18 protein-coding genes and 1 tRNA gene are annotated in these 18,817 nt (G+C 71.7%); 11 read left to right on the top strand and 8 right to left on the bottom strand.

Annotated features, from left to right (window positions below; translation table 11 throughout):
* Position 1 precedes the first annotated feature (1 nt).
* Both AB0C15_RS12340 and AB0C15_RS12335 read left to right on the top strand, forming a co-directional pair.
* Complete coding sequence (locus AB0C15_RS12340) at positions 2-733, top strand: HAD family hydrolase (RefSeq protein ID WP_357351263.1); 732 nt, start codon at positions 2-4, stop codon at positions 731-733.
* Between the two features lie 172 nt (positions 734-905).
* The gene (locus tag AB0C15_RS12335; protein ID WP_357351262.1) at positions 906-2,597 is read left to right on the top strand and encodes a S8 family serine peptidase; all 1,692 of its coding nucleotides are present in this window, start codon (positions 906-908) and stop codon (positions 2,595-2,597) included.
* 304 nt (positions 2,598-2,901) lie between these two features.
* Here the strand turns inward: AB0C15_RS12335 and AB0C15_RS12330 are convergent, their stop codons facing one another.
* Positions 2,902-3,507, bottom strand: a complete 606-nt coding sequence (locus AB0C15_RS12330) for a hypothetical protein (RefSeq protein WP_357351261.1) — start codon at positions 3,505-3,507, stop codon at positions 2,902-2,904.
* Between the two features lie 210 nt (positions 3,508-3,717).
* Here AB0C15_RS12330 and AB0C15_RS12325 point away from each other — a divergent pair, with 210 nt between their 5' ends.
* On the top strand, positions 3,718-3,858 hold the full coding sequence (locus AB0C15_RS12325; protein ID WP_357351260.1) for a hypothetical protein: 141 nt from the start codon (positions 3,718-3,720) through the stop codon (positions 3,856-3,858).
* 546 nt (positions 3,859-4,404) lie between these two features.
* Here AB0C15_RS12325 and AB0C15_RS12320 read toward each other — a convergent pair.
* Entirely contained in the window at positions 4,405-5,064 is a 660-nt protein-coding gene (locus AB0C15_RS12320; protein ID WP_357351367.1) for a helix-turn-helix domain-containing protein, read from the bottom strand.
* A gap of 279 nt (positions 5,065-5,343) precedes the next feature.
* Here AB0C15_RS12320 and cysS point away from each other — a divergent pair, with 279 nt between their 5' ends.
* Together cysS and rlmB are read left to right on the top strand one after the other, a co-directional pair.
* A complete protein-coding gene (gene cysS, locus AB0C15_RS12315) occupies positions 5,344-6,759 on the top strand; it encodes a cysteine--tRNA ligase (protein WP_357351259.1) in 1,416 nt (471 codons plus the stop codon).
* Positions 6,759-7,889 (top strand): 23S rRNA (guanosine(2251)-2'-O)-methyltransferase RlmB, encoded by a 1,131-nt coding sequence (rlmB, locus tag AB0C15_RS12310; protein ID WP_357351258.1) that lies wholly within the window; start codon positions 6,759-6,761, stop codon positions 7,887-7,889. Before cysS ends, rlmB begins: the two co-directional genes overlap by 1 nt.
* Positions 7,890-8,032: 143 nt before the next feature.
* Here rlmB and ugpC read toward each other — a convergent pair whose 3' ends face one another.
* Complete coding sequence (ugpC, locus tag AB0C15_RS12305) at positions 8,033-9,124, bottom strand: sn-glycerol-3-phosphate ABC transporter ATP-binding protein UgpC (RefSeq protein WP_357351257.1); 1,092 nt, start codon at positions 9,122-9,124, stop codon at positions 8,033-8,035.
* Positions 9,125-9,460: 336 nt separating this feature from the next.
* Here ugpC and AB0C15_RS12300 point away from each other — a divergent pair.
* The 4 genes from AB0C15_RS12300 (at position 9,461) to AB0C15_RS12285 (ending at position 11,379) form a co-directional block, all read left to right on the top strand.
* Positions 9,461-9,537, top strand: a tRNA-Thr gene (locus AB0C15_RS12300).
* Between the two features lie 248 nt (positions 9,538-9,785).
* The gene (locus AB0C15_RS12295) at positions 9,786-10,187 is read left to right on the top strand and encodes an AraC family transcriptional regulator (protein ID WP_357351256.1); all 402 of its coding nucleotides are present in this window, start codon (positions 9,786-9,788) and stop codon (positions 10,185-10,187) included.
* Positions 10,188-10,222: 35 nt separating this feature from the next.
* On the top strand, positions 10,223-10,642 hold the full coding sequence (locus AB0C15_RS12290; protein WP_357351255.1) for a VOC family protein: 420 nt from the start codon (positions 10,223-10,225) through the stop codon (positions 10,640-10,642).
* Between the two features lie 92 nt (positions 10,643-10,734).
* Positions 10,735-11,379, top strand: coding sequence for a histidine phosphatase family protein (locus AB0C15_RS12285; RefSeq protein WP_357351254.1), 645 nt, complete (start codon positions 10,735-10,737; stop codon positions 11,377-11,379).
* Here AB0C15_RS12285 and AB0C15_RS12280 read toward each other — a convergent pair.
* Complete coding sequence (locus AB0C15_RS12280) at positions 11,367-11,909, bottom strand: hypothetical protein (protein WP_357351253.1); 543 nt, start codon at positions 11,907-11,909, stop codon at positions 11,367-11,369. The genes AB0C15_RS12285 and AB0C15_RS12280 overlap by 13 nt on opposite strands.
* Positions 11,910-12,040: 131 nt before the next feature.
* Here AB0C15_RS12280 and AB0C15_RS12275 point away from each other — a divergent pair, with 131 nt between their 5' ends.
* The gene (locus tag AB0C15_RS12275; protein ID WP_357351252.1) at positions 12,041-12,808 is read left to right on the top strand and encodes an enoyl-CoA hydratase/isomerase family protein; all 768 of its coding nucleotides are present in this window, start codon (positions 12,041-12,043) and stop codon (positions 12,806-12,808) included.
* A 239-nt stretch (positions 12,809-13,047) separates the two neighbouring features.
* On the top strand, positions 13,048-14,679 hold the full coding sequence (locus AB0C15_RS12270; RefSeq protein ID WP_357351251.1) for a serine/threonine-protein kinase: 1,632 nt from the start codon (positions 13,048-13,050) through the stop codon (positions 14,677-14,679).
* A 67-nt stretch (positions 14,680-14,746) separates the two neighbouring features.
* Here the strand turns inward: AB0C15_RS12270 and AB0C15_RS12265 are convergent, their stop codons facing one another.
* The 4 genes from AB0C15_RS12265 to AB0C15_RS12250 all read right to left on the bottom strand — a co-directional run bounded on the left by AB0C15_RS12265 (position 14,747) and on the right by AB0C15_RS12250 (position 18,746).
* A complete protein-coding gene (locus AB0C15_RS12265) occupies positions 14,747-15,190 on the bottom strand; it encodes an HNH endonuclease (protein ID WP_357351250.1) in 444 nt (147 codons plus the stop codon).
* A 213-nt stretch (positions 15,191-15,403) separates the two neighbouring features.
* A complete protein-coding gene (locus AB0C15_RS12260) occupies positions 15,404-16,612 on the bottom strand; it encodes a hypothetical protein (protein ID WP_357351249.1) in 1,209 nt (402 codons plus the stop codon).
* A gap of 67 nt (positions 16,613-16,679) precedes the next feature.
* Positions 16,680-18,233, bottom strand: a complete 1,554-nt coding sequence (locus AB0C15_RS12255; protein ID WP_357351248.1) for an FAD-dependent oxidoreductase — start codon at positions 18,231-18,233, stop codon at positions 16,680-16,682.
* Between the two features lie 24 nt (positions 18,234-18,257).
* Positions 18,258-18,746, bottom strand: coding sequence for an MSMEG_6728 family protein (locus tag AB0C15_RS12250; protein WP_357351247.1), 489 nt, complete (start codon positions 18,744-18,746; stop codon positions 18,258-18,260).
* Between the last annotated feature and the right edge of the window lie 71 nt (positions 18,747-18,817).

The following is an 18,817-nucleotide window of genomic DNA, read 5'->3' as shown; positions in this document are numbered from 1 at the left end:
CGTGCTGACCACTGTGGTGTTCGACGCTGACGAGACGCTGCTCGACCTGCGGCCAGCGGTCACCGGGGGGTTGGTGGCCGTCCTCGACGAGATGCGGCGACGCACAACGGCGGCGGCCGGGGTCACGCTCGACGAACTGGAGTCGGACTGGGGTGCGGTGTTCGGCGAGCTGACGGCGGCCCCGGTGGTGGAGATCCGGCGCGCCGCACTGGCCCGTTCGCTGGCCCGCGCCGGACTGGTCAACCACCTGGACGAGATCGCCGACCTCTTCTTCACCCGGAGGTTCGCGCTCACCCGACCGTTCCCGGACGTACGACCGGCGCTGGCCACGCTGCGCGACAGGTACACGTTGGGCTTCGCCACCAACGGCAACAGTCGCGCCGAACGGTGTGGGCTCGCCGACGAGTTCGCCTTCGAGTTGTACGCCCACGAGAACGGCCTGCCCAAGAAGCCGGCCCCGGAGTTCTACGCCGCAGTGGTCGCGGCGGCCGGGGTGCCAGCCGGTCAGATCGTGTACGTCGGCGACTCGTGGGAGCACGACGTGGTGGCCCCCCGGCGGGCCGGACTGCGATCGGTGTGGCTGAACCGGCTCGGCCTGCCGCGCCCCCTCGGCCTGCCGCGCCCCCTCGGCCTGCCGCGCCCCCTCGGCTGCACGCCGGACGCCGAGATGTCGAGCTTGGTCGATCTGCCAGCCGCGCTGGCGACTCTGCGGGTCGATGCCGTCGGCGTCTGAGTCGACGACGCGGTCGAATGGGCAGAGTGGCGTGGTTGGTGCGTATGTCGATGCGGCCCGTGCGGGCCTCGAAACTCAACGGATTCACCACCATAACGGGCGCTTGGCTGGCGTAATCCGCATCGTTGTTGTGTGATGGCTGCCACGTCCCTCAACGAGAGGATCCGATGTGGTGAGCAAGCGCTTCACCGCCCGCACGGTCGCTACCGCGGCAGTGCTGGCACTTACGGCTACGGGGTTGGGTGTGCCGGCGAACGCCGCGCCGAGCAATTCCCGCACCTTCACCGTCGTCGCCGAGGACGGCGTCGCTGCGGACACGGCCGTCGCCGCGATCCGGGCAGCAGGCGGCACGGTGGTGTCCCGGTCCGACGAGGTCGGCATGTTCCAGGTCAGCAGCGACCGGGCCGACTTCGCCGCCAGGGCGACCGCCGCACCGACGCTGATCGGCGCCGCCGAGCAGAAGGCCATCGGCCGCAAGCCGAAGCTTGACCGGGTGGAGCAGGAGCACCTGACTGCCGCTGCCGGCGCTCGGGCCGGCGCCAACGCTGCCCGGAAGGGCGCCAAGCTCGACCCGCTCGATGACAAGCTGTGGGGCCTGGAGATGATCCGGGCCGACAAGGCCCGCAAGATCGAGCCAGGTGACCGCCGGGTGACCGTCGGCGTCCTGGACACCGGCGTCGACGCCAGCAACCCGGACATCGCGCCGAACTTCAACTGGTCGCTGTCGCGCAACTTCGCGCCGGACCTGATCGACGTGGACGGCGCCTGCGAGGTGCCGAGCTGCCTCGACCCGGTCGGCACCGACGACGGCGGGCACGGCACCCACGTGGCTGGCACCATCGGTGCCGCGGCCAACGGCTTCGGCCTCTCCGGCGTGGCCCCGAACGTTTCGCTGGTCGAACTCAAGGGTGGCCAGGACTCCGGCTACTTCTTCCTCGACCCGGTGGTCAACGCCCTGGTCTACGCCGGCAAGTCCGGGATCGACGTGGTCAACATGTCGTTCTACGTCGACCCGTGGCTCTACAACTGCACCGCCAACCCGGCCGACTCGCCTGCGGACCAGGCCGAGCAGCGGGCCATCATCAAGGCGATGAAGCGCGCGCTGACCTTCGCGCACAACAAGGGAGTCACCCTGGTGGGTGCGCTCGGCAACAACAACGAAGACCTGGGTGCACCGCGTACCGACGTGACGAGCCCCGACTACGGCGCCGACCCGTACCCGCGACCGATCGACAACGAGAGCTGCTGGAACCTGCCCACCGAGGGCCCGCACGTGATCGGCGTGTCGTCGGTTGGCCCGTCCGGCAAGAAGTCGGACTTCTCCAACTACGGCACCGAGCAGATCTCGGTCGCCGCGCCGGGAGGCTGGTTCCGGGACGGCTTCGGCACCGACACCTTCCGTACCGACGCCAACATGATCCTCTCGGCGTACCCGAAGCATGTGCTCCAGGAGGAGGAATCGGTCGACGCCGACGGCAACATCGTCGCCGGCTTCGAGAACTCGGTCTTCAAGCAGTGCAAGGCCAACGGTGAGTGCGGCTACTACACCTACCTCCAGGGCACCTCGATGGCGTCTCCGCACGCCGCAGGCGTCGCCGCGTTGATCGTCAGCCGCTACGGCAAGGCGCAGGGCCGGACTGGCTTCGGGATGTCGCCGGACCAGGTCGAGCAGCACCTTTACCGCACGGCCGCCGAGCACGCCTGCCCGGAGCCGCGCCTGCAGCAGTACCGCAACGAGGGCCGGGACGAGACCTACGACGCGTACTGCGCCGGTGGGGTGAACTTCAACGGCTTCTACGGGTACGGGATCGTCGACGCCTACGCGGCGGTGAAGACCCCGTTCAAGCCGAACGCCCGCCCGTAGCGCATATCGCGCTGCGGCGGCGGCCCGAACGCTACCGCTGCCCAGGCCCGGTCGACGCTCGTCGACCGGGTCTGGGCTCGTCCGGGACCGCTGCCCGTCATCGTCTGGGCCCTGTGGAGGCGTGTCGTCCTGGACCTGTCGTCCTGGGGTCCGCCGGCTTGGGGCTCGCCGCGTCGGGCGGGCCGTCTCGGGCTCGGTCCGGGCCGTCGCTCGGGCCCTCATCATGATCGACTCGGTTTCCTTGAAGGCGCGGTGTTGGCGCCTGAAGGATGGCGCGGTTTCCAGAAAGCCGAGTTGATCCTGGTCATCTGGGCGATCCTCGTCGCCATCCGCGGCTGACCAAGGCTTCGCGCACCTCCCGAAGCACCGACGGGAACTCGCCGTGCAGCCGTCGGCTGGTGACGTGCAGGACCAGCCAACCCGCACCCACCAGCTGATTCAGCCGACGGCGGTCGCGGTGCAGCTGCTCCGGGTCGGAGTGCCACTGTCCGTCGTACTCCACCGCTACCCGATAGTGCGGCCAGGCCAGATCGGGGTGCAGAACAAGGCCGGTGGGCAGGCGTATCGGATGTTGAACCGCCGGGCGCGGTAGCCCGCTCAACACCAACCGCACGCGTAGGTGTGACTCCGGCGGCGACTCGGCTCCGCCGTCAGCCATGTCGAACACCCACCGCGCTCGTCGCCCACCGGGCCGATCAGCGTTGCGGGCAGCCATGGCCTCCAGGCTGTCGCGGTCGACCAACTCCTGCCCGAGCAGCGAGTCGACGATGGCGACTGCCCGGACCGGGTCGAGCCACAGGGCCGTCTCCCAGGCGGCCCGCCCGGGGTCGGATCGGGGGATCGGGACGTCCCGCTCGTCACACCGGAACGTGCCGGCCGGGGCCGACCCGTAGTCGTGATTGGCCGCCACCGTGCCTGCTGCTGCGGCGGCCGTTGGGCGGGACGGGTGCCTTGCGTGGCGTGGTGACACTGCACCGACAGGTGGACGCCCAGCTCCCGTAGGTCGCGCCGCGTCACGTGGGCGTGCGTCTGTCGGTCGTCTCGTGCCCGGCGATCGTCGTGTGGGTCGCACCGCCAGCTCAGGGACCCCACTCGCGATCAGTGGAGTGGTGGCGTTGACGTGCACGCGGAGGCCGCGCTGTGGGCCGACCCGCAGCGGTCGAGGCACGAGGACGTGCACATCGTCGGTGAAGCTCGCGGCATGGTGAACGCCGTGCAGGTAGGCGGCGGACGGACCGCCGACCACCACTCCGGGCGGTAGCCGGAGAAGAGCGGCACGACAGGCGAGGGCGTGGTCCCGGTCCAACCGGGAATCGGCGTAGATGTCGTGGCGCAACCGCACCCAGGCGGAGTTGCGCAACTGATGCTCGGTGAGCAGGCCGTGCCGGACAGCGTCGGAGCCGCGGAAGACCTGCCAGGCCAGGGCATCGGGGCGATGCGGACGTGGGGGCATGACGAGCAGCCTGCCGACCACCGGCTGGCCACCGAAACCCCTGTGGACAACCCAGCCCTCGCGTGCCGCCGTACCTGTGGACAACCGACGATCCGTTCGCCGATCTTGGTATGGAACCTGCCCAGGGGTCGACCAACCTGGACATCGGGGCTGGCGGCGGGCTGTGATCCACTCGCGTTTCTGGAAATCGGGTGGTCACCGGCTGCGGTATCGCGCGACTTCCGTGAAGCCGAGTCGATCAAGCCTGGCACGACCGGAACGGACGAAGCCGAGGGAGCGCCCGGCGGTGAGGCGGCTCGCTGCGCCGAGGGAGCGCCCGGCGGTGGGACGGTGCCCGGCGGCGGGGTGGCGGGGTCAGCTGAGGGCGATGGTGATGGCTCGGGCGGCGGCCAGCACCTGCGGCCCTGTCGTTTCGACGTCAAGTGGAGCGAGCGCGACCACGCCGACACTGGCTTCCAGACCGGGTACGCCGAGCACCGGTGCGGCCACCCCGTACGCCCCGGCCTGCAACTCTCCGCTGCTGCTCACCGGCTCTGCCGCCCCGATTCGGCCAGCCAGGATCGCCCGGCCCGCCGCTCCCTGGTCGAGTGCGTGCCGAGCCCCGGCCCGGTACGCGACGTGGAACGACGTCCAGCTCGGTTCGACAACGACCAGGGCGACACCCTCTCCACCTTCTACGACGGTCAGGTGCGCGGTCGCGCCGGCCTGCTCGGCGAGGCTGCGTAATGCGGGTAGCGCACCCTCGGCGAGCAGTGGTTGGGCCCGTCGGGCCAGGTGCAGCAACCCGGCGCCGAGGCGCAGCCGACCGTCTTCGTCGCGGCGCAGCATGCCGTGCCCGGTCAGCGCACTCACCAGCCGGTAGACGGCCGCCCGCCCGATGCCGAGTTGATTCGCGGCCTCGGTGACGGTCAGACCACCAGGGGCATCGGCGACAAGGTGCAGCAGCCGCAACCCCCGGTCGAGCGTCTGCGACGTCTCCCGGCCCCGCCCCGCGACCACGTCGGCCCGCCGCACGCCGGCGTCGGCCGGTCCGAAGGCTGCCGCGTCGGCCGAGCCGGAGGCCCGCCCGAACGCCGCGTCGGCCGAGCCGGAGGCCCGCCCGAACGCCGCGTCGGCGCGCCGCACACCGGCGCCGGTCTGCGCGGAGGTCCGCCCGACGGTCGGGTCGGCGGGGGCGGTGGGGTTGGCTGGCGTGTCACCGGAGCCACCGGAGCGTGCGGTCGCATCCACGCCTGGCAGCGTACGACCCGGCACCGGCGGACCCGGACAGGCACGGACAGCTACCCTTGTACGGTGACGCTACGCCTGTATGACACCGCCACCCGATCGGTGCGGGACTTCGTCCCGCGGGAAGCCGGCAAGGTGGGGGTCTACCTGTGTGGTCTCACTCTCCAGGCGCCGCCGCACATCGGTCACCTTCGTTCCGGCGTCAACTACGACGTCCTGCGTCGCTGGCTGTCGGCCACCGGCTACGAGGTCACCTTCATCCGCAATCTGACCGACATCGACGACAAGATCCTGGTCAAGGCGGGCGAGCAGGGTCGGCCGTTCTGGTCGATCGCGTACGCGAACGAGCTGCTGCTCGCCGAGTCGTACCGGTCGTTGAACGTGTTGGCGCCCACCTATGAGCCGCGCGCCACCGGGCACATCCCCGAGATGCACGAGCTGATCACGAAGTTGATCGCCGACGGGCACGCGTACCCGGCGAGTGACGGCTCCGGTGACGTCTACTTCGACGTGGCGTCCTGGCCGGCGTACGGGTCGCTGTCGGGTCAGTCCCCGGACGCCATGCAGTCCGCCGGGGACGCCCCGGATCGGGGCAAGCGGGATCCGCGCGACTTCGCGCTCTGGAAGGGCGCCAAACCGGACGAGCCGGCGGACGCCTACTGGCCGTCGCCGTGGGGGCTGGGCCGTCCGGGCTGGCACATCGAGTGCTCGGCGATGTGCTGGCGTTATCTCGGCCCGGAGTTCGACATCCACGGCGGTGGGCTGGATCTGACGTTCCCGCACCACGAGAACGAGATCGCCCAGTCCCAGGCGGCCGGGTTGCCGTTCGCCCGCTTCTGGGTGCACCACGGGCTGCTGAGTATCGGCGGGGCCAAGATGGGCAAGTCCGCGGGCAACGCGCTGGGCCTGGCGTACGTGGACTCGCTCGGGGTGCGGCCGGTGGAGCTGCGCTACTACTACGCCGCCGCGCACTACCGCTCGGTGATCGACTACTCGGAGGATTCGCTGCGCGACGCGGGCACCGCGTACCGGCGGATCGAGGGTTTCGTGCAGCGGGCCGCGGAGCGCGTCGGTGCCGGGCAGCTCGGTGAACTGCCCGCCGGCTTCGTCGCGGCGATGGACGACGACCTCAACACGTCAGCCGCGCTGGCTGTGCTGCAACAGCACATTCGGGACGGCAACACCGCGCTAAGCGTCGGCGACGATGTGACCGTCCGCACCACGCTGGCCGTGGTACGGGCAATGCTGGATATCCTCGGGCTCGACCCCCTCGACCCGTCCTGGACCGGCGGCGGCCGATCGGACGATCTTCGTGCCGTGGTGGACTCCCTGATCGCGCTGGCCCTGGAGCAGCGTGCGCAGGCGCGGGGCCGCAAGGACTGGTCCGCCGCGGACGCCGTGCGTGACCAGCTCAAGCTGGCCGGTGTGGTGGTCGAGGACACCCCCCAGGGCCCCCGTTGGACTATTGGAGAGCAGGACTGATGGCCGGCAACTCGCAGCGCCGTGGCCGGCGACTGACGTCGAAGGCAGGCGCCCCCAAGGGCACCGGCGGCAAGAACAAGGACTCGTTGGCCGGGCGGGGTCGCACCCTGCCCGCGGACGAGCGGCCGTGGCACAAGGGCTACTCGGGCACCGAGAAGTTGCCGCAGCGCACCGCCTGGAAGCAGGACAAGGAGCGCCGCGCGGCGGCCGAGGAGGGGCGCGCCCCGAAGATCGGCCAGCCCGGCTCCAAGGACACCACCTGGGGCAAGGGCGGCGGTCGGGGCGTACCCGTCGGTCGGGGTGCCACCGGCGGGCGGGGCGGCAAGCCCACCGGGCGGTCCGGTCCCCGGGTCGCGCCGGGGCGCAAGTCCAACCCGTCCAAGGACTCCCCGGAGCTGCTGGTCGGGCGTAACCCGGTGCTGGAGGCGCTGCGCGCGAACGTGCCGGCGACGGCGCTCTACACGGCGCAGGGCATCGACATGGACGACCGGATCAACGAGATCATCCGGACCGCCGCCGACCGGGGCATCGCCAACCTGGAGATCAGCCGCGCCGAGTTGGACCGGATGACCGGCGGGGTGCTGCACCAGGGGGTCGGCTTGCAGGTGCCGCCCTTCGCGTACCAGCCCTTCGAGGACTTGGTCGCCGCCGCCCTGGAGCAGCAGGCTCCGCTGCTTGTCGCGCTGGACGGTGTCACCGACCCGCGCAACCTGGGTGCCGTGATCCGGTCGGCTGCCGCGTTCGGCGCGCAGGGTGTCTTCGTACCCGAGCGTCGTGCCGCCGGGATCACCGCGACCGCCTGGCGGACCAGTGCCGGCGCGGCCGCGCGGGTGCCCGTGGCGCAGGTGACCAACCTGACCCGGTCGCTGAAGGCCTGCCGGGACGCCGGCTTCATGGTCGTCGGTCTCGACGCCGACGGCGACACCGACCTCTACAACCTGGAGGCCGCGGTCGGGCCGCTGGTGGTGGTGGTCGGTTCCGAGGGGCGCGGTCTCTCCCGCCTGGTCGGCGAGACCTGCGACCTGACCGTCAGCATTCCGATGATCTCCGAGGTCGAGTCGCTCAACGCCAGCGTGGCGGCGGCGGTCGCCCTGGCCGAGGTCGCCCGTCGGCGCTCCGTCGAGCTGTAACGCACATCGAACGAAGGCCCTCTCCCGCCGAGCGCGGGAGGGGGCCTTCGTCGTCAGGCGTCCCGGCCGGCTGAAGATCCAGTTTCGGTACGACGAAGGGGCGGCCCGCCGAAGCGGACCGCCCCTGTCGGTACGGCGTTACGTCAGATCCGGCCACCGGTGGTGGCGTGGAAGACGTGGCTGCGACCTGCCACCGGCTTGACGAACACGGTGTCACCCATGTTCGGCATGCTGCGCCGGTCGGTGCGGACGACGAAGCGCTCCGAGTTGCCGCCGAGCGCGGCGTGGCCGTAGACGTTGGCGTCCGAGCCGAGGTCCTCGACCAGCTCGACCACGACCGGCATGCCGCCCTCGGTCGGGCTGACCAACTCGCAGTCCTCCGGGCGGAAGCCCACGGTGACCTTGCCGTCGCCACCCTCGGCGCGGGCCGCCTCGACCTGCTCCCGGGTCAGCGGGATGTACATCTCGGCGAACTCGGCACCCTTCTCGTTCAGCGGAACGGTCTTGATGTTCATGGCGGGCGAGCCCATGAAGCCGGCGACGAACACGTTGGCCGGGGTGTCGTAGAGCGCCCGCGGGGTGTCGACCTGCTGGAGGACACCGTCGAGCAGCACCGCGACCCGGTGACCCATGGTCATGGCCTCGACCTGGTCGTGCGTGACGTAGACGGTGGTGACGCCCAGCTTGGCCTGCAGGGAGGCGATCTGCGTACGGGTCTGCACGCGGAGCTTGGCGTCGAGGTTCGACAGCGGCTCGTCCATGAGGAAGACCTGCGGCTCGCGGACGATCGCCCGGCCCATCGCGACACGCTGCCGCTGACCACCGGAGAGGGCCTTCGGCTTACGGCTGAGGTACTCCTCCAGTTGGAGCAGCCCGGCCGCCTCCTTGACCCGACGGTCGATCTCCGACTTGGAGGTCTTGCGCAGCTTGAGGGCGAACGCCATGTTCTCGTACACCGTCATGTGCGGGTAGAGGGCGTAGTTCTGGAAGACCATCGCGATGTCGCGGGCCTTCGGGGGAAGGTGAGTAACGTCACGCTGGTCGATGTAGATCGAGCCGGCGTCCACGTCCTCCAGGCCGGCGAGCATCCGCAGGCTGGTGGACTTGCCGCAACCGGAGGGGCCGACCAGGACGAGGAACTCGCCGTCGCCGATCTCGAGGTCCAGCTCGTTGACGGCGGGACGCTCTTGGCCCGGGTAGACCCGGGACGCCTTGGAATAGGTGACCGTAGCCATGGTGAAGCGCTTCCTTTCACCGGCAGGAACGTGCCGGACGATCCGAGTGAAGGAGCAACCGGCACGTAGCCGTGCCGGTCATCGGACGGCGCGCGGTCGCGGGGGCGCCCGTCGTCGTCCGTGAGTGAACCGTAAACGCGTTTCCCCGTGCTGCCAAGGTCGGGGGCCGTCGAACGTCGCGGACGGCCTACGCATTCCGGTCACTCCGGCACGGTCGGACATCAATCGACGCGGCGCTACGCGGGCGTGCGTCGGGTTGTTGACGATTCCCGTGCTCGGGAGGGATCGCGAGCGGGATAACCGGACGTCAGTCGCTATGCTGACCTCGACACACGCGCCCCTGTAGCTCAGCTGGCCAGAGCACTCGCCTTGTAAGCGAGATGTCGCCGGTTCGATCCCGGCCGGGGGCTCCAATTACATCAGACCTTCCCGATCGGCGCTGCCACAAGTGGAGCGTTGGCGGGCATCGCTTCCCGACTTGTCGCCCGCCTGAGACAGGCGGCAACCGGGGGTTCGGGCCGCCTTTGGCGGGACCGTTGCCGTGGACGAGGAAGATCCGACCATCCGCCACGGCGGATGCCCCGACGCCGGCCGACCTGACGACGAAGTGCCTGGCGGTAGCCTGGGCTCCGGCGGCGAGCGGAGTGGGGCCGGGGGGTCGATGAGTCGCGCGGTGGAGGAGTCGAACCGGGCGATGCTGCGCGCCCGGGACGCGATGGACCGGGCGTACGCCGAGCCGCTGGACATTCCCACGCTGGCCCGGATCGCGCACGTCTCGGAGGCGCACTTCATCCGAACCTTCCGGGCCACCTTCGGCGAGACCCCGCATCGCTACCTGCAACGTCGCCGGGTGGAGCGGGCCATGTCGGTGCTGATCGAGACCGACCGGGACGTAACGGATATCTGTTATGCCGTCGGCTTCGGCAGCCTGGGCACGTTCAGCCGAACGTTCCGGCAGATCGTCGGGCAGTCTCCCTCGGACTTCCGGCGTCAGCGCGCCGCGCCGGCCAACGTGCCGTCGTGCTTCACCAAAGCCTGGACCCGACCCAGCAGTTTTGGATAAGCCGCAGGTCACGGTCTGCCTCTAACGTCATGGGCATGACGATGAACGCGATCAGCCGCTCCCAGATCTACGTCCTCGACCAGGATGAGGCGCTCGACTTCTACGTGAACAAGCTGGGCATGGAGGTCAACACCGACCAGGACCTCGGCTTCATGCGGTGGCTCACGGTCAACCTGCCCGGCGACCCGGAGCGGGAGATCCTGCTGGAGAAGCCGGGCCCGCCCGCTCTGGACCCGGCGACCGCCGAGCAGGTCCGGGAGCTGCTCACCAAGGGCGCCCTCGGGGGGTACCTCTTCATGACCACCGACGACGCCCGCAAGACGCACGAGGATCTCGTGGGGAAGGGCGTCGAGATCACCGACGAGCCGACCGAGCGCCCGTACGGGATCGACTTCGGCATCCGGGACCCGTTCGGCAACAAGATCCGCATCGGCCAGATGTTCCCCCGGGCGTAGGGGGCGGCGGGCCGGTGTGCCCGCCTGGGCCCTCGGTTGGCACCGGGAAGTGCGGGTCGAGCCCGTACCTCCCGGTGTGTTGAGCTGGGGCCATGGTGACCCGGTTGCTCTACCTGACCCGACACGCCGAGCAGGACCTGTCCGAGCCGAGTGGCCCGGATGCCGGCGAACCGGACACCGGCCTGTCGGAGCGCGGCCGGCAGCAGGCCATCCTGCTGGGCGAACGCCTGCGGGCCCGCCGGTTCGCCGCCGTCCATCACGGGCCGCTGCGCCGGGCCGCGCAGACCGCCGAGCTGATCGCCAAGTCGCTCCCCGACGTTCCGGTGTACGAGACGGAGCTGGCCGGCGACCACCTTCCACACGACACGGATCCAATTGGCCTGCCGCCCGCGTACGCCGAGTTTCTCACCCAGTTCTCGGCGGCCGAGCGGGTCGACGGGCCGCGAGTGACGGCGGACGCGGTGCGGCGGTTCGCCGGCCCGGTCGGCGAGGGGCCCGCCGACGGCGAACCGATCCGTGAGCTGGTCGTGACGCACAGCTTCCTGATCGCCTGGCTGGTGCGGCACGCCCTCGACGCGCCGGAGTGGCGGTGGCTGGGGTTGAACTCGCACAACGCGGGTCTGACGGTCATCCGGTACAGCGCGGCCGGCCCACCGGGTCTGATCGCCGTCAACGACGTGGCGCACCTGCCCCAGGAACTTCGGGGCACCGGCCTGCCACCGGACTACCTGACATAGGTCTTGGTGGTCCGCAGCAGCAGCTTGACCACCGCCTGGGTGGCCGGCGGAGGGGTCCCGTCTTCCGGGCAGGTGGTGTAGACGGTGTCGTTGCTGGCCACGCTGAGGCGGTAGTGCATGGCGTCCGAGCACTTCGTGGCGGTGGTCGGCCGCCGGGCCTCGGTGGCGAGCCGGGGGTCGGTGGCCAGTCCCGCCAGGGTGCCCTGGTCGGTGGCGGCGAGTCGACCGATGCGCCGACCGCCGGCCCGATCCGTCACGGTCCACTGACCGTCCGGCTCGACGACGACGGACTCACCGCGCGCGGCGAAGCCGCCGGTGATCCGCAACGTCACCCGGGGGGCCACGGCGCTGGCGCTGGCGCTGGGGGTGGCGGTCGGCTGCGCGGTGCCGATGCTCGGGGCGGCCGGCCCGGTGGCGGTGGTGGCCGAGGGCTGGCCCGAGGTGGTGGGGGCTCGGTCGACGCTTGTGCAACCGGTCAGGAGCGCGGCCAGAAGTGCGACCGTGACGGCGGTCGTCGATGCGGGTCTCATCTCCGTCGGACGCGCGACCCGAACCGTTGGTTCCCACCCGGCCGGCTTCGCTAGGGTCGCCGCACCGGCGTGCGTGACGCCGGCGGGCAGGGTGGCGGCGTCGCTCCAGGTGACGCGAGAGGGGAGCGGACGTGTCGGACGCCGAGTTGACGATCGAGGTGACCGGGCCGGTCGCCACAGTTGTCATCAGCAACCCGACCCGGCGCAACGCGATGACCGCCGCCATGTGGCGTCAGTTCCCCGTACTGCTCGACCGGCTGGAACCCGACCCGACCGTACGGGCGTTGGTGCTCACCGGCGCTGGCGACGCCTTCTGTGCGGGTGCCGACCTCGGTGACCTGGCCGAGTTGCTCGACGCCGGTGACGCCAGCATCGCGGTGGCCGCCGAGGAACGGTTGGCGCGCTTCGCCAAGCCGACGATCGCCGCCATCCGGGGCGCCTGCGTCGGCGGTGGGGCTCAGCTCGCGGTCGCCTGTGACCTGCGGATCGCCGAGGACGACGCCCGTTTCGGCGTACCCCCGGCCCGGCTCGGGCTGGTCTACCCGGCGCCGACGACGCGCCGGCTGGCCCGGCTGGTCGGCCCGTCCGCAGCCAAGCACCTGCTGTTCACCGCCGAGCTGATCGACGCCGAGCGCGCTCTGCGGATCGGCCTGGTCGACGAGGTGGTGCCCGCCGACCGGCTCGCCGCGCGGGTTGGCGAACTGACCGCGACCATCGCCAAGCGGTCACCGCTGAGCATCGCCGCCGCCAAGGAGATCATCGACGAGCGGGCCGAGCCCGCGCGGATCGCCTGGTGGCACCGGAAGGTGACGACCACCGGCGAGGCCCGGGAGGGGGTCGCGGCGATGAGCGAGCGGCGTACGCCGCGCTTCGCCTGGCGGCCACCCGCCGACAACTGAGGGCCTTGCCTGCCGCCGGTGCCCGCAACGACGCCGCTACCCGAGCGCGCGAGGCCACATCAGGCCGGACGGTTACTCGGTCGGCGTTTCGACGGTCGTCGTCGATGGGTAGATCCCGTTCCAGGCGTTCCTGCGCGCCCACCCGACGCTCGGCGAGCGGTAGCCGAACAGGTCCCACCCATCGCGATATCTCGATCCCGGGTACCGGATCCACGGTCCGGTGCGGCAGGCTGTCCGTTGTGCAGCGTGATCAGTTGCTCGCGGGCCGCTACCGGCTCCTGGAGCGCCTCGGCAGTGGCGGCATGTCGGCCGTGCATCGGGCGTACGACGAGGTGCTCGAACGGGACGTGGCGGTGAAGGTGCTGGTCGGGTCGGACACCGACGCCCGCCGACGGATCCGGGGCGAGGCCACGGCTGCGGCCCGGTTGTCGCATCCGCATGTCACGGGCGTCTACGACTACGGCGAGTCCGAAGTGGACGGTGCGCAGGTCCCGTTCGTGGTGATGGAGCTGCTCGGCGGTCGCACCCTGGAGCACCGGCTGGCGGCCGGGCCGTTGCCGCCGCGTGCTGGTCTGCGGGTGTGCGCGGAGGTCGCCTCGGCGCTCGCCGCCGCGCACGATCAGGGGTTGGTGCACCGCGACATCAAGCCGGGCAACGTGATGCTCACGCCTACCGGCGCGAAGGTGCTCGACTTCGGCATCGCGGCGGCCGCCGGTGCTCCGGAGATCGATTTCGAGGGACGGCTGATGGGCACGCCGGCGTATCTGGCGCCGGAGCGGTTGCGGGCCGGCGAGGTGTTGCCGGCCAGCGACGTGTACGCCCTCGGCCTGCTGCTGCACCGGGTGCTCACCGGCCGACTGCCCTGGCCCGCCGAGCCGCCGGTCCAGGTGCGCCATCTGCACCCGCACGTCGAGCCGGGTCCGCTGCCCCCGATCGATGGCCTGCCGCCCGAGGTGCACCGTCTCTACCGTTGGTGCCTGGCCGACGACCCGGCGGACCGGCCACCGGCCACGGACGCGGCGCGCATCCTCTTCGTCGCCGCAAGCGGAGTCGCCCCCGATGCGGTCGCCATTGCCACCGAATCCCCGGCGACCGTAGCCAAAGCGAAAAGCACCGGGTCGACGGGCACGCGGGCGACCGGCGCCGAGTCGGCCGGCACCGAGTCGACGGGCACGGGGGCGACGGGCACCGAGTCAGCCGGCGCCGGGTCGGCCGGCACCGGGTCGACGGGCTCCGAGTCGGCCGGCGCCGTTTCGACGGGTGGTTCGACGGTGCGGGTGGGGCGTGTGCCGTGGCGTCGACGGCGGGCCGTGCTGACCGTCTGCGGTGCGGTGCTCGCCGCGGTGGCGCTGGCCGGGTCGCTCGGCGACTTCAGCAACCGTCGAGTGGGGCAGAGCGCCTCGCCGACCGCCAGTGGCCCCGGCACCACCACGGTGGGCATGCCCAGTATCGAGGAGCCGACCGTCGCCCTCTCCGCCGGCCCGTCGGCCGTGCCGACGAGCGGGAACCCTGCGCCAGCTACCCGGACCGGTCCTTCGACAGGTCCGGGCGGGACGGTGGCCCCGGGTCCGACGCCCACCACGGCAGGCCCGACCCCGACAGGTGCCGCGCCGACGCCCACCCCCACCCCCACCCCTGGCGACGGCGTGCCTGTGGACGCGCGCGGCGGGACGGTCACCGCGCGCTGCGTGGGGAAGTCGGTCGAAGTGCTCGCGGTGGCGGCCAAGCCCGAATTCCGGGTCGAGGCGTACGACCCGGGGCCGGCGAAGCAGATCGTGGTCGTGCTGACCTCAGCGGAACACCGCAGCGAGATCCGGGTGCAGTGCCCCGCTGGCCGCCTGAAGCCAAAGGTCATGGAACGCGCGGTGTAGGGGGCCGGCGGGCGCCGCGCCCGGAACGTACCCGGGACGCGGCCCCCCGTTCCCGCCGGCCGGTCCGTCACCGCCCGGCCAGCGCCCCCCAGCCCGGGTGCACCGGCTCCCGGCGCAACGGCATGCCCGCCTCCGCCGGCGTCCGGTCCCCCTTGCGCTGGTTGCAGGCGTAGCAGGCGGCGGTGGTGTTCCGCCAGGTGTTCCGGCCGCCGCGCGAGCGGGGCAGGATGTGGTCGATCGTGGAGGCCGGGCCGTCGCAGTAGGCGCAGCACCTGTCGTCGCGGCGCAGCACACCGGCGCGCGACCAGGCCGGCCCGGAGTTGAACCTCCACCTGGTGACCACGAAGCGGACCAGCCGCACCACCCGGGGCATCGGGAAGACCCCGATCACCCGGTCCGGCTCGGCCTCGTGGATCTCGGCGACCCGGCGGCAGAGCATGCGTACGGCGTGTTGGACGGTGACCCGGTGCAGCGGGCCGAGGTCGGCGTTGATGACGAGGACGGCGTCCACCGGGACTCCTTTCCAGATGGCGGACGGACAGCAAGAAGCCGCCCGGTCCGGCTGTCGGACGGGGCGGCTCAGCGCGTACGGGTACGCGTCAGTCGGGCCGGCCCGCCCGGGGACCTTCCGCTCGGTAACCGTCGCCGGGCAGCTTCGACGGCACGGTGGTGACGTGCGACATCGTCATGAGCTGCTCCCGCGGTGGTGGTTGACCTTGCGCGCTCACGGTAGGTCCGCGCGGGTGACGCGGGCAACGTATTTCGATCGGCCGGTCTCCTCGGGGCGCCGTTGGCGACGGGTGCGCGGAGTCGCCTTCGCCGAGGTCTGGGCGGTGGTCAGTGGCCGGTTCAGCCGCAGGGCCATCCGTGCGGTGAGTTCGCTGTCCAGCAGGGGTCGGTTGACCTCGCCGGCGACCGTCAGCGCGGGCCCGGAGACGGACCGCCAGATCGCGGCCAGCCCGGCGCCGAGGCCCACCAGGGCGACGGTGGCCCGGGTGGTCGGTGAGCCGGCGGCCGCGGCGGCACTGACCCCGACGACCGCGAAGAGCACCAACAGCAGGGGTACCAGCACCGGCCAGAAGATGCCCCGGGCCGCCTGCGCCACCAGTCGCCGGTCCCGGATGATCAGGTTCCGGGCGATCACCGCGTAGTCCTCCTCGTCCAGCAGGTCGCGGGGGTGCAGGCCGCCGGTGAGCACGTCGCGCCAGAGGTCACCCTGGCCGCGCAGTGCCCGGCTCAGCACGGCGGGCGTCGGTTCGGCCGGGTCCCCGTGGCCGGCCCGGTCGACGGCGCTCGCCCAGGCGGTGAGGGACCGGCGCACCACCGCGGCCGAGTACGGCGGCAGCACGCTCGCCAACTCGTCCAGCCACCTGCTGATCTGGACCTGCCGGCCGCCGAACTGCCGGAGCAACGCGGTGACGTCGCCGGCTCGGACGGTGTCGGCCACCGAGCGGCCCAGGCGGTAGGCCAGCCCGACCCGGTGGTTGGCGGCCATCGCCCACCGCAGCACCTCCACGTTGAGGTCGTCGAGGGCGAGCAGCAAGGGCACCGGGTCGGTGGGGTCGGGCGGCCCCGGGTCGGGGAGCAGGGCCCGGGCGGCCGACGTGTCGGGTACCGGCCCGGTGTGTCGGGTGAGGTCGGCGATCTGGGCCAGGGCGACGTCCACCCCGTCGAGGTACATCCGCATCCGCCGGTGGGCGGACATCTCGGTGAGGTTGGAGAGTTTGGCCGGTGGTACGGCGGGGCGGGCGTCGACGAAGGCGCGCGGCTCCGCCTGCTGCCCGTGGTGGTAGGCGTCCGCCATCCACCAACCCAGCCGGAGTGCGGTGACGATGCAGGCGCGCTCGTCGCGGATCAGCGGGTACGCGTCGTCGCGGCCGACCTCGTCGACCGTCGAGGCGTGCTCTGTGCCGGCGCGGTGCAGTGGTGACATCTTCCGCTGCCCTCCCGCCCGGCCGATCGACGGTTGATCATTCGAGCGTACGGCAGCGTACTGTGGCTTATGTGGTGTTTTGTCGATTTGCCCCGGCGCGACCGGCCAACAGCCCGCGCGGTCGGATCGAACGCACCGGCTCGGCCGCGCCACCCGCGGTGCGCAGGATGTGGTTCGCGGCGATGATCCCGGTCGCGGCGGAGCGTTCCATCAACGCGCTCGGGAAGCCCGTGGCGATGCCGTCACCGGCCAGGTAGAGGTTCGGCGCGTCGGTGCGTACCCCCGGTCGCCAGGCGTGGCTGCCCGGCGTGAACGCCGGCGCCTGCGCCTCCACCCGGGCCCGCAGTTCGCGGACCCGCAGGTCGCCGGCCTCCGGCCAGAGCGCGACAAGTTCGTGGCGCATCCGCTCGGCCAGCTCCTCGGCCGGCACGCCCGGCTCGCAGGCGTACGCGTGCAGCTCGATGACCGACCCGCCGGTCTGCCGGGCCCAGCGCCGCGGCTCGTTCTCCAACCGGTGGTAGAGGGTCACCGAGTCCAGAGTGGGCTGGCGGGACACGCCGCTGAACACCGCCCGATCGGCGGCCACGTCGCCGTCACACCAGTAACGCGCCACCGCGTACGGCGGGCCGGGGGTGCCGAAGGCCGGCATCCGTGCCGCCAGCTCGGGGGCCTGTTCGGCCAGGTCCGGTGAGGCAGCGACCAGCGCGGCGAGCGCCGGGGGGTCGACGGCGAGCACGACGTGACCCGCCGGATGACTGCCCCCGTCGGTGGTCGTCACGCGCCAGCCGTCGGCGTCCCGGTGCACCCCGGTGGCGGCGCAGTTGGTCGACACCCGGCCGCCGTGCTTCTCCACGTGCCGGGTCAGCGGCTCCCAGATCGCCGTGGCGTAGTCCTCGTCGGGGCAGTCGAAGGCCAGGCCCTCCGGGTTGCCGAGCAGGTAGAAGTGGAACTGGGCGACCATCTCGGCGGCCGACATCTCCGCCTCGTGGTTGAAGAACGAGTGCGAGAAGACCTCGAACAGCATCGCCCGCGCCCGGTCCGGAAGCCGCAGCGACGCCAACAACTCGTCGGCGGTGGTGTCGTCCAGCTCGGCGTAGGTGCGCACCGGGTCGTAGCTGAGCAGTGGCAGCGCGGCGTCGCGGTCCATCAGCCGCAGATCGGCCAGGCGCAGGCTCGGGCTGCGCAGCAGCAGCGCCAGCAGGTTCGCCGGTGGGGCTGGCGGCAACTTGCCGAACTCCTCGGTCGGCCACTGCTCGCTGAGGATCGGGTAACCCGGTATGGGCTTGAGGAAGCCCAGGTCACCGCCGACCCGGCGGAGGATCGACCGCCAGTTGTAGTACTGCCGGAAGAACGCGTGGAAGCCGTGCTCGTTCTGCTGACTGCCGTCGGCGAGCGCCTCCGGCCAGGCACCCAGTCGACCGCCGAGCGTCGGTGCCGCCTCCAGCACCGTGACCGCCACACCCCGTTCGGCGAGCACCACCGCCGCCGACATGCCGGCGATGCCACCACCCACCACGAGCGCCGTGGTCGGTCGCGGCACGCGGGCGGCGCCACCACCGCCCGGGTCCACCAGGTGCTCCCGTACGCCGATCAGCCGACCTACCACTTGCGACAGCGCCATGCGCCCAGTCTGCCCCACCTTGGTTCAGTCGGCCGGTAGGCAACGGCGGGGGCGGTCGGAGGTGGGCCAGACGTACTCCAGGTCCTCCGGCACGTCGTCGCCGAACAGCGGGCGATAGTGCGTCGGGTCCTTGCGCAGCAGCGACGAGCGGTGGCTCAGGTGCAGGTCGTCGCGGCCCAGCCACGGCGGCAACTCGCCGGCCTCGGCCAACTCGTCCTGGGTCCGTACGACACCGGCCCCGCACGCGTCGGCGAGGTCGACGGTCATCGTGGTGGCGCAGGTGTCGGCCCGCCCCGGCTCGGTCCAGACCGCGCACATGTCCAACCCGTAGCGGACGAGCGCCTCCTCGTACCCGGCCCACATCTTCACGGCCGGATGGTTGCGCCAGCCGTACCCGGGCCGGGTGAGCCCGCGCAGCACCTGGATGGCCTCCACCCGCTGCTTGCCCAGCCGCTTCTGGTCCAGCGTGCGGGCGCTGGCCAGGAAGCCCGGGTACGGGAGGAACGTCTGCATGCCGCTGCTCTACCCGCCGCCGGTGCGGACATACCTGGTCACCGGGATGATCCGGACGGGGTCGCCCTCCC

Source organism: Micromonospora sp. NPDC048835 (assembly GCF_040649995.1).
GTDB lineage: Bacteria > Actinomycetota > Actinomycetes > Mycobacteriales > Micromonosporaceae > Micromonospora.
Note: the sequence above shows the minus strand (reverse complement) of the source record. Positions and strands in the feature narration are given on the sequence as shown.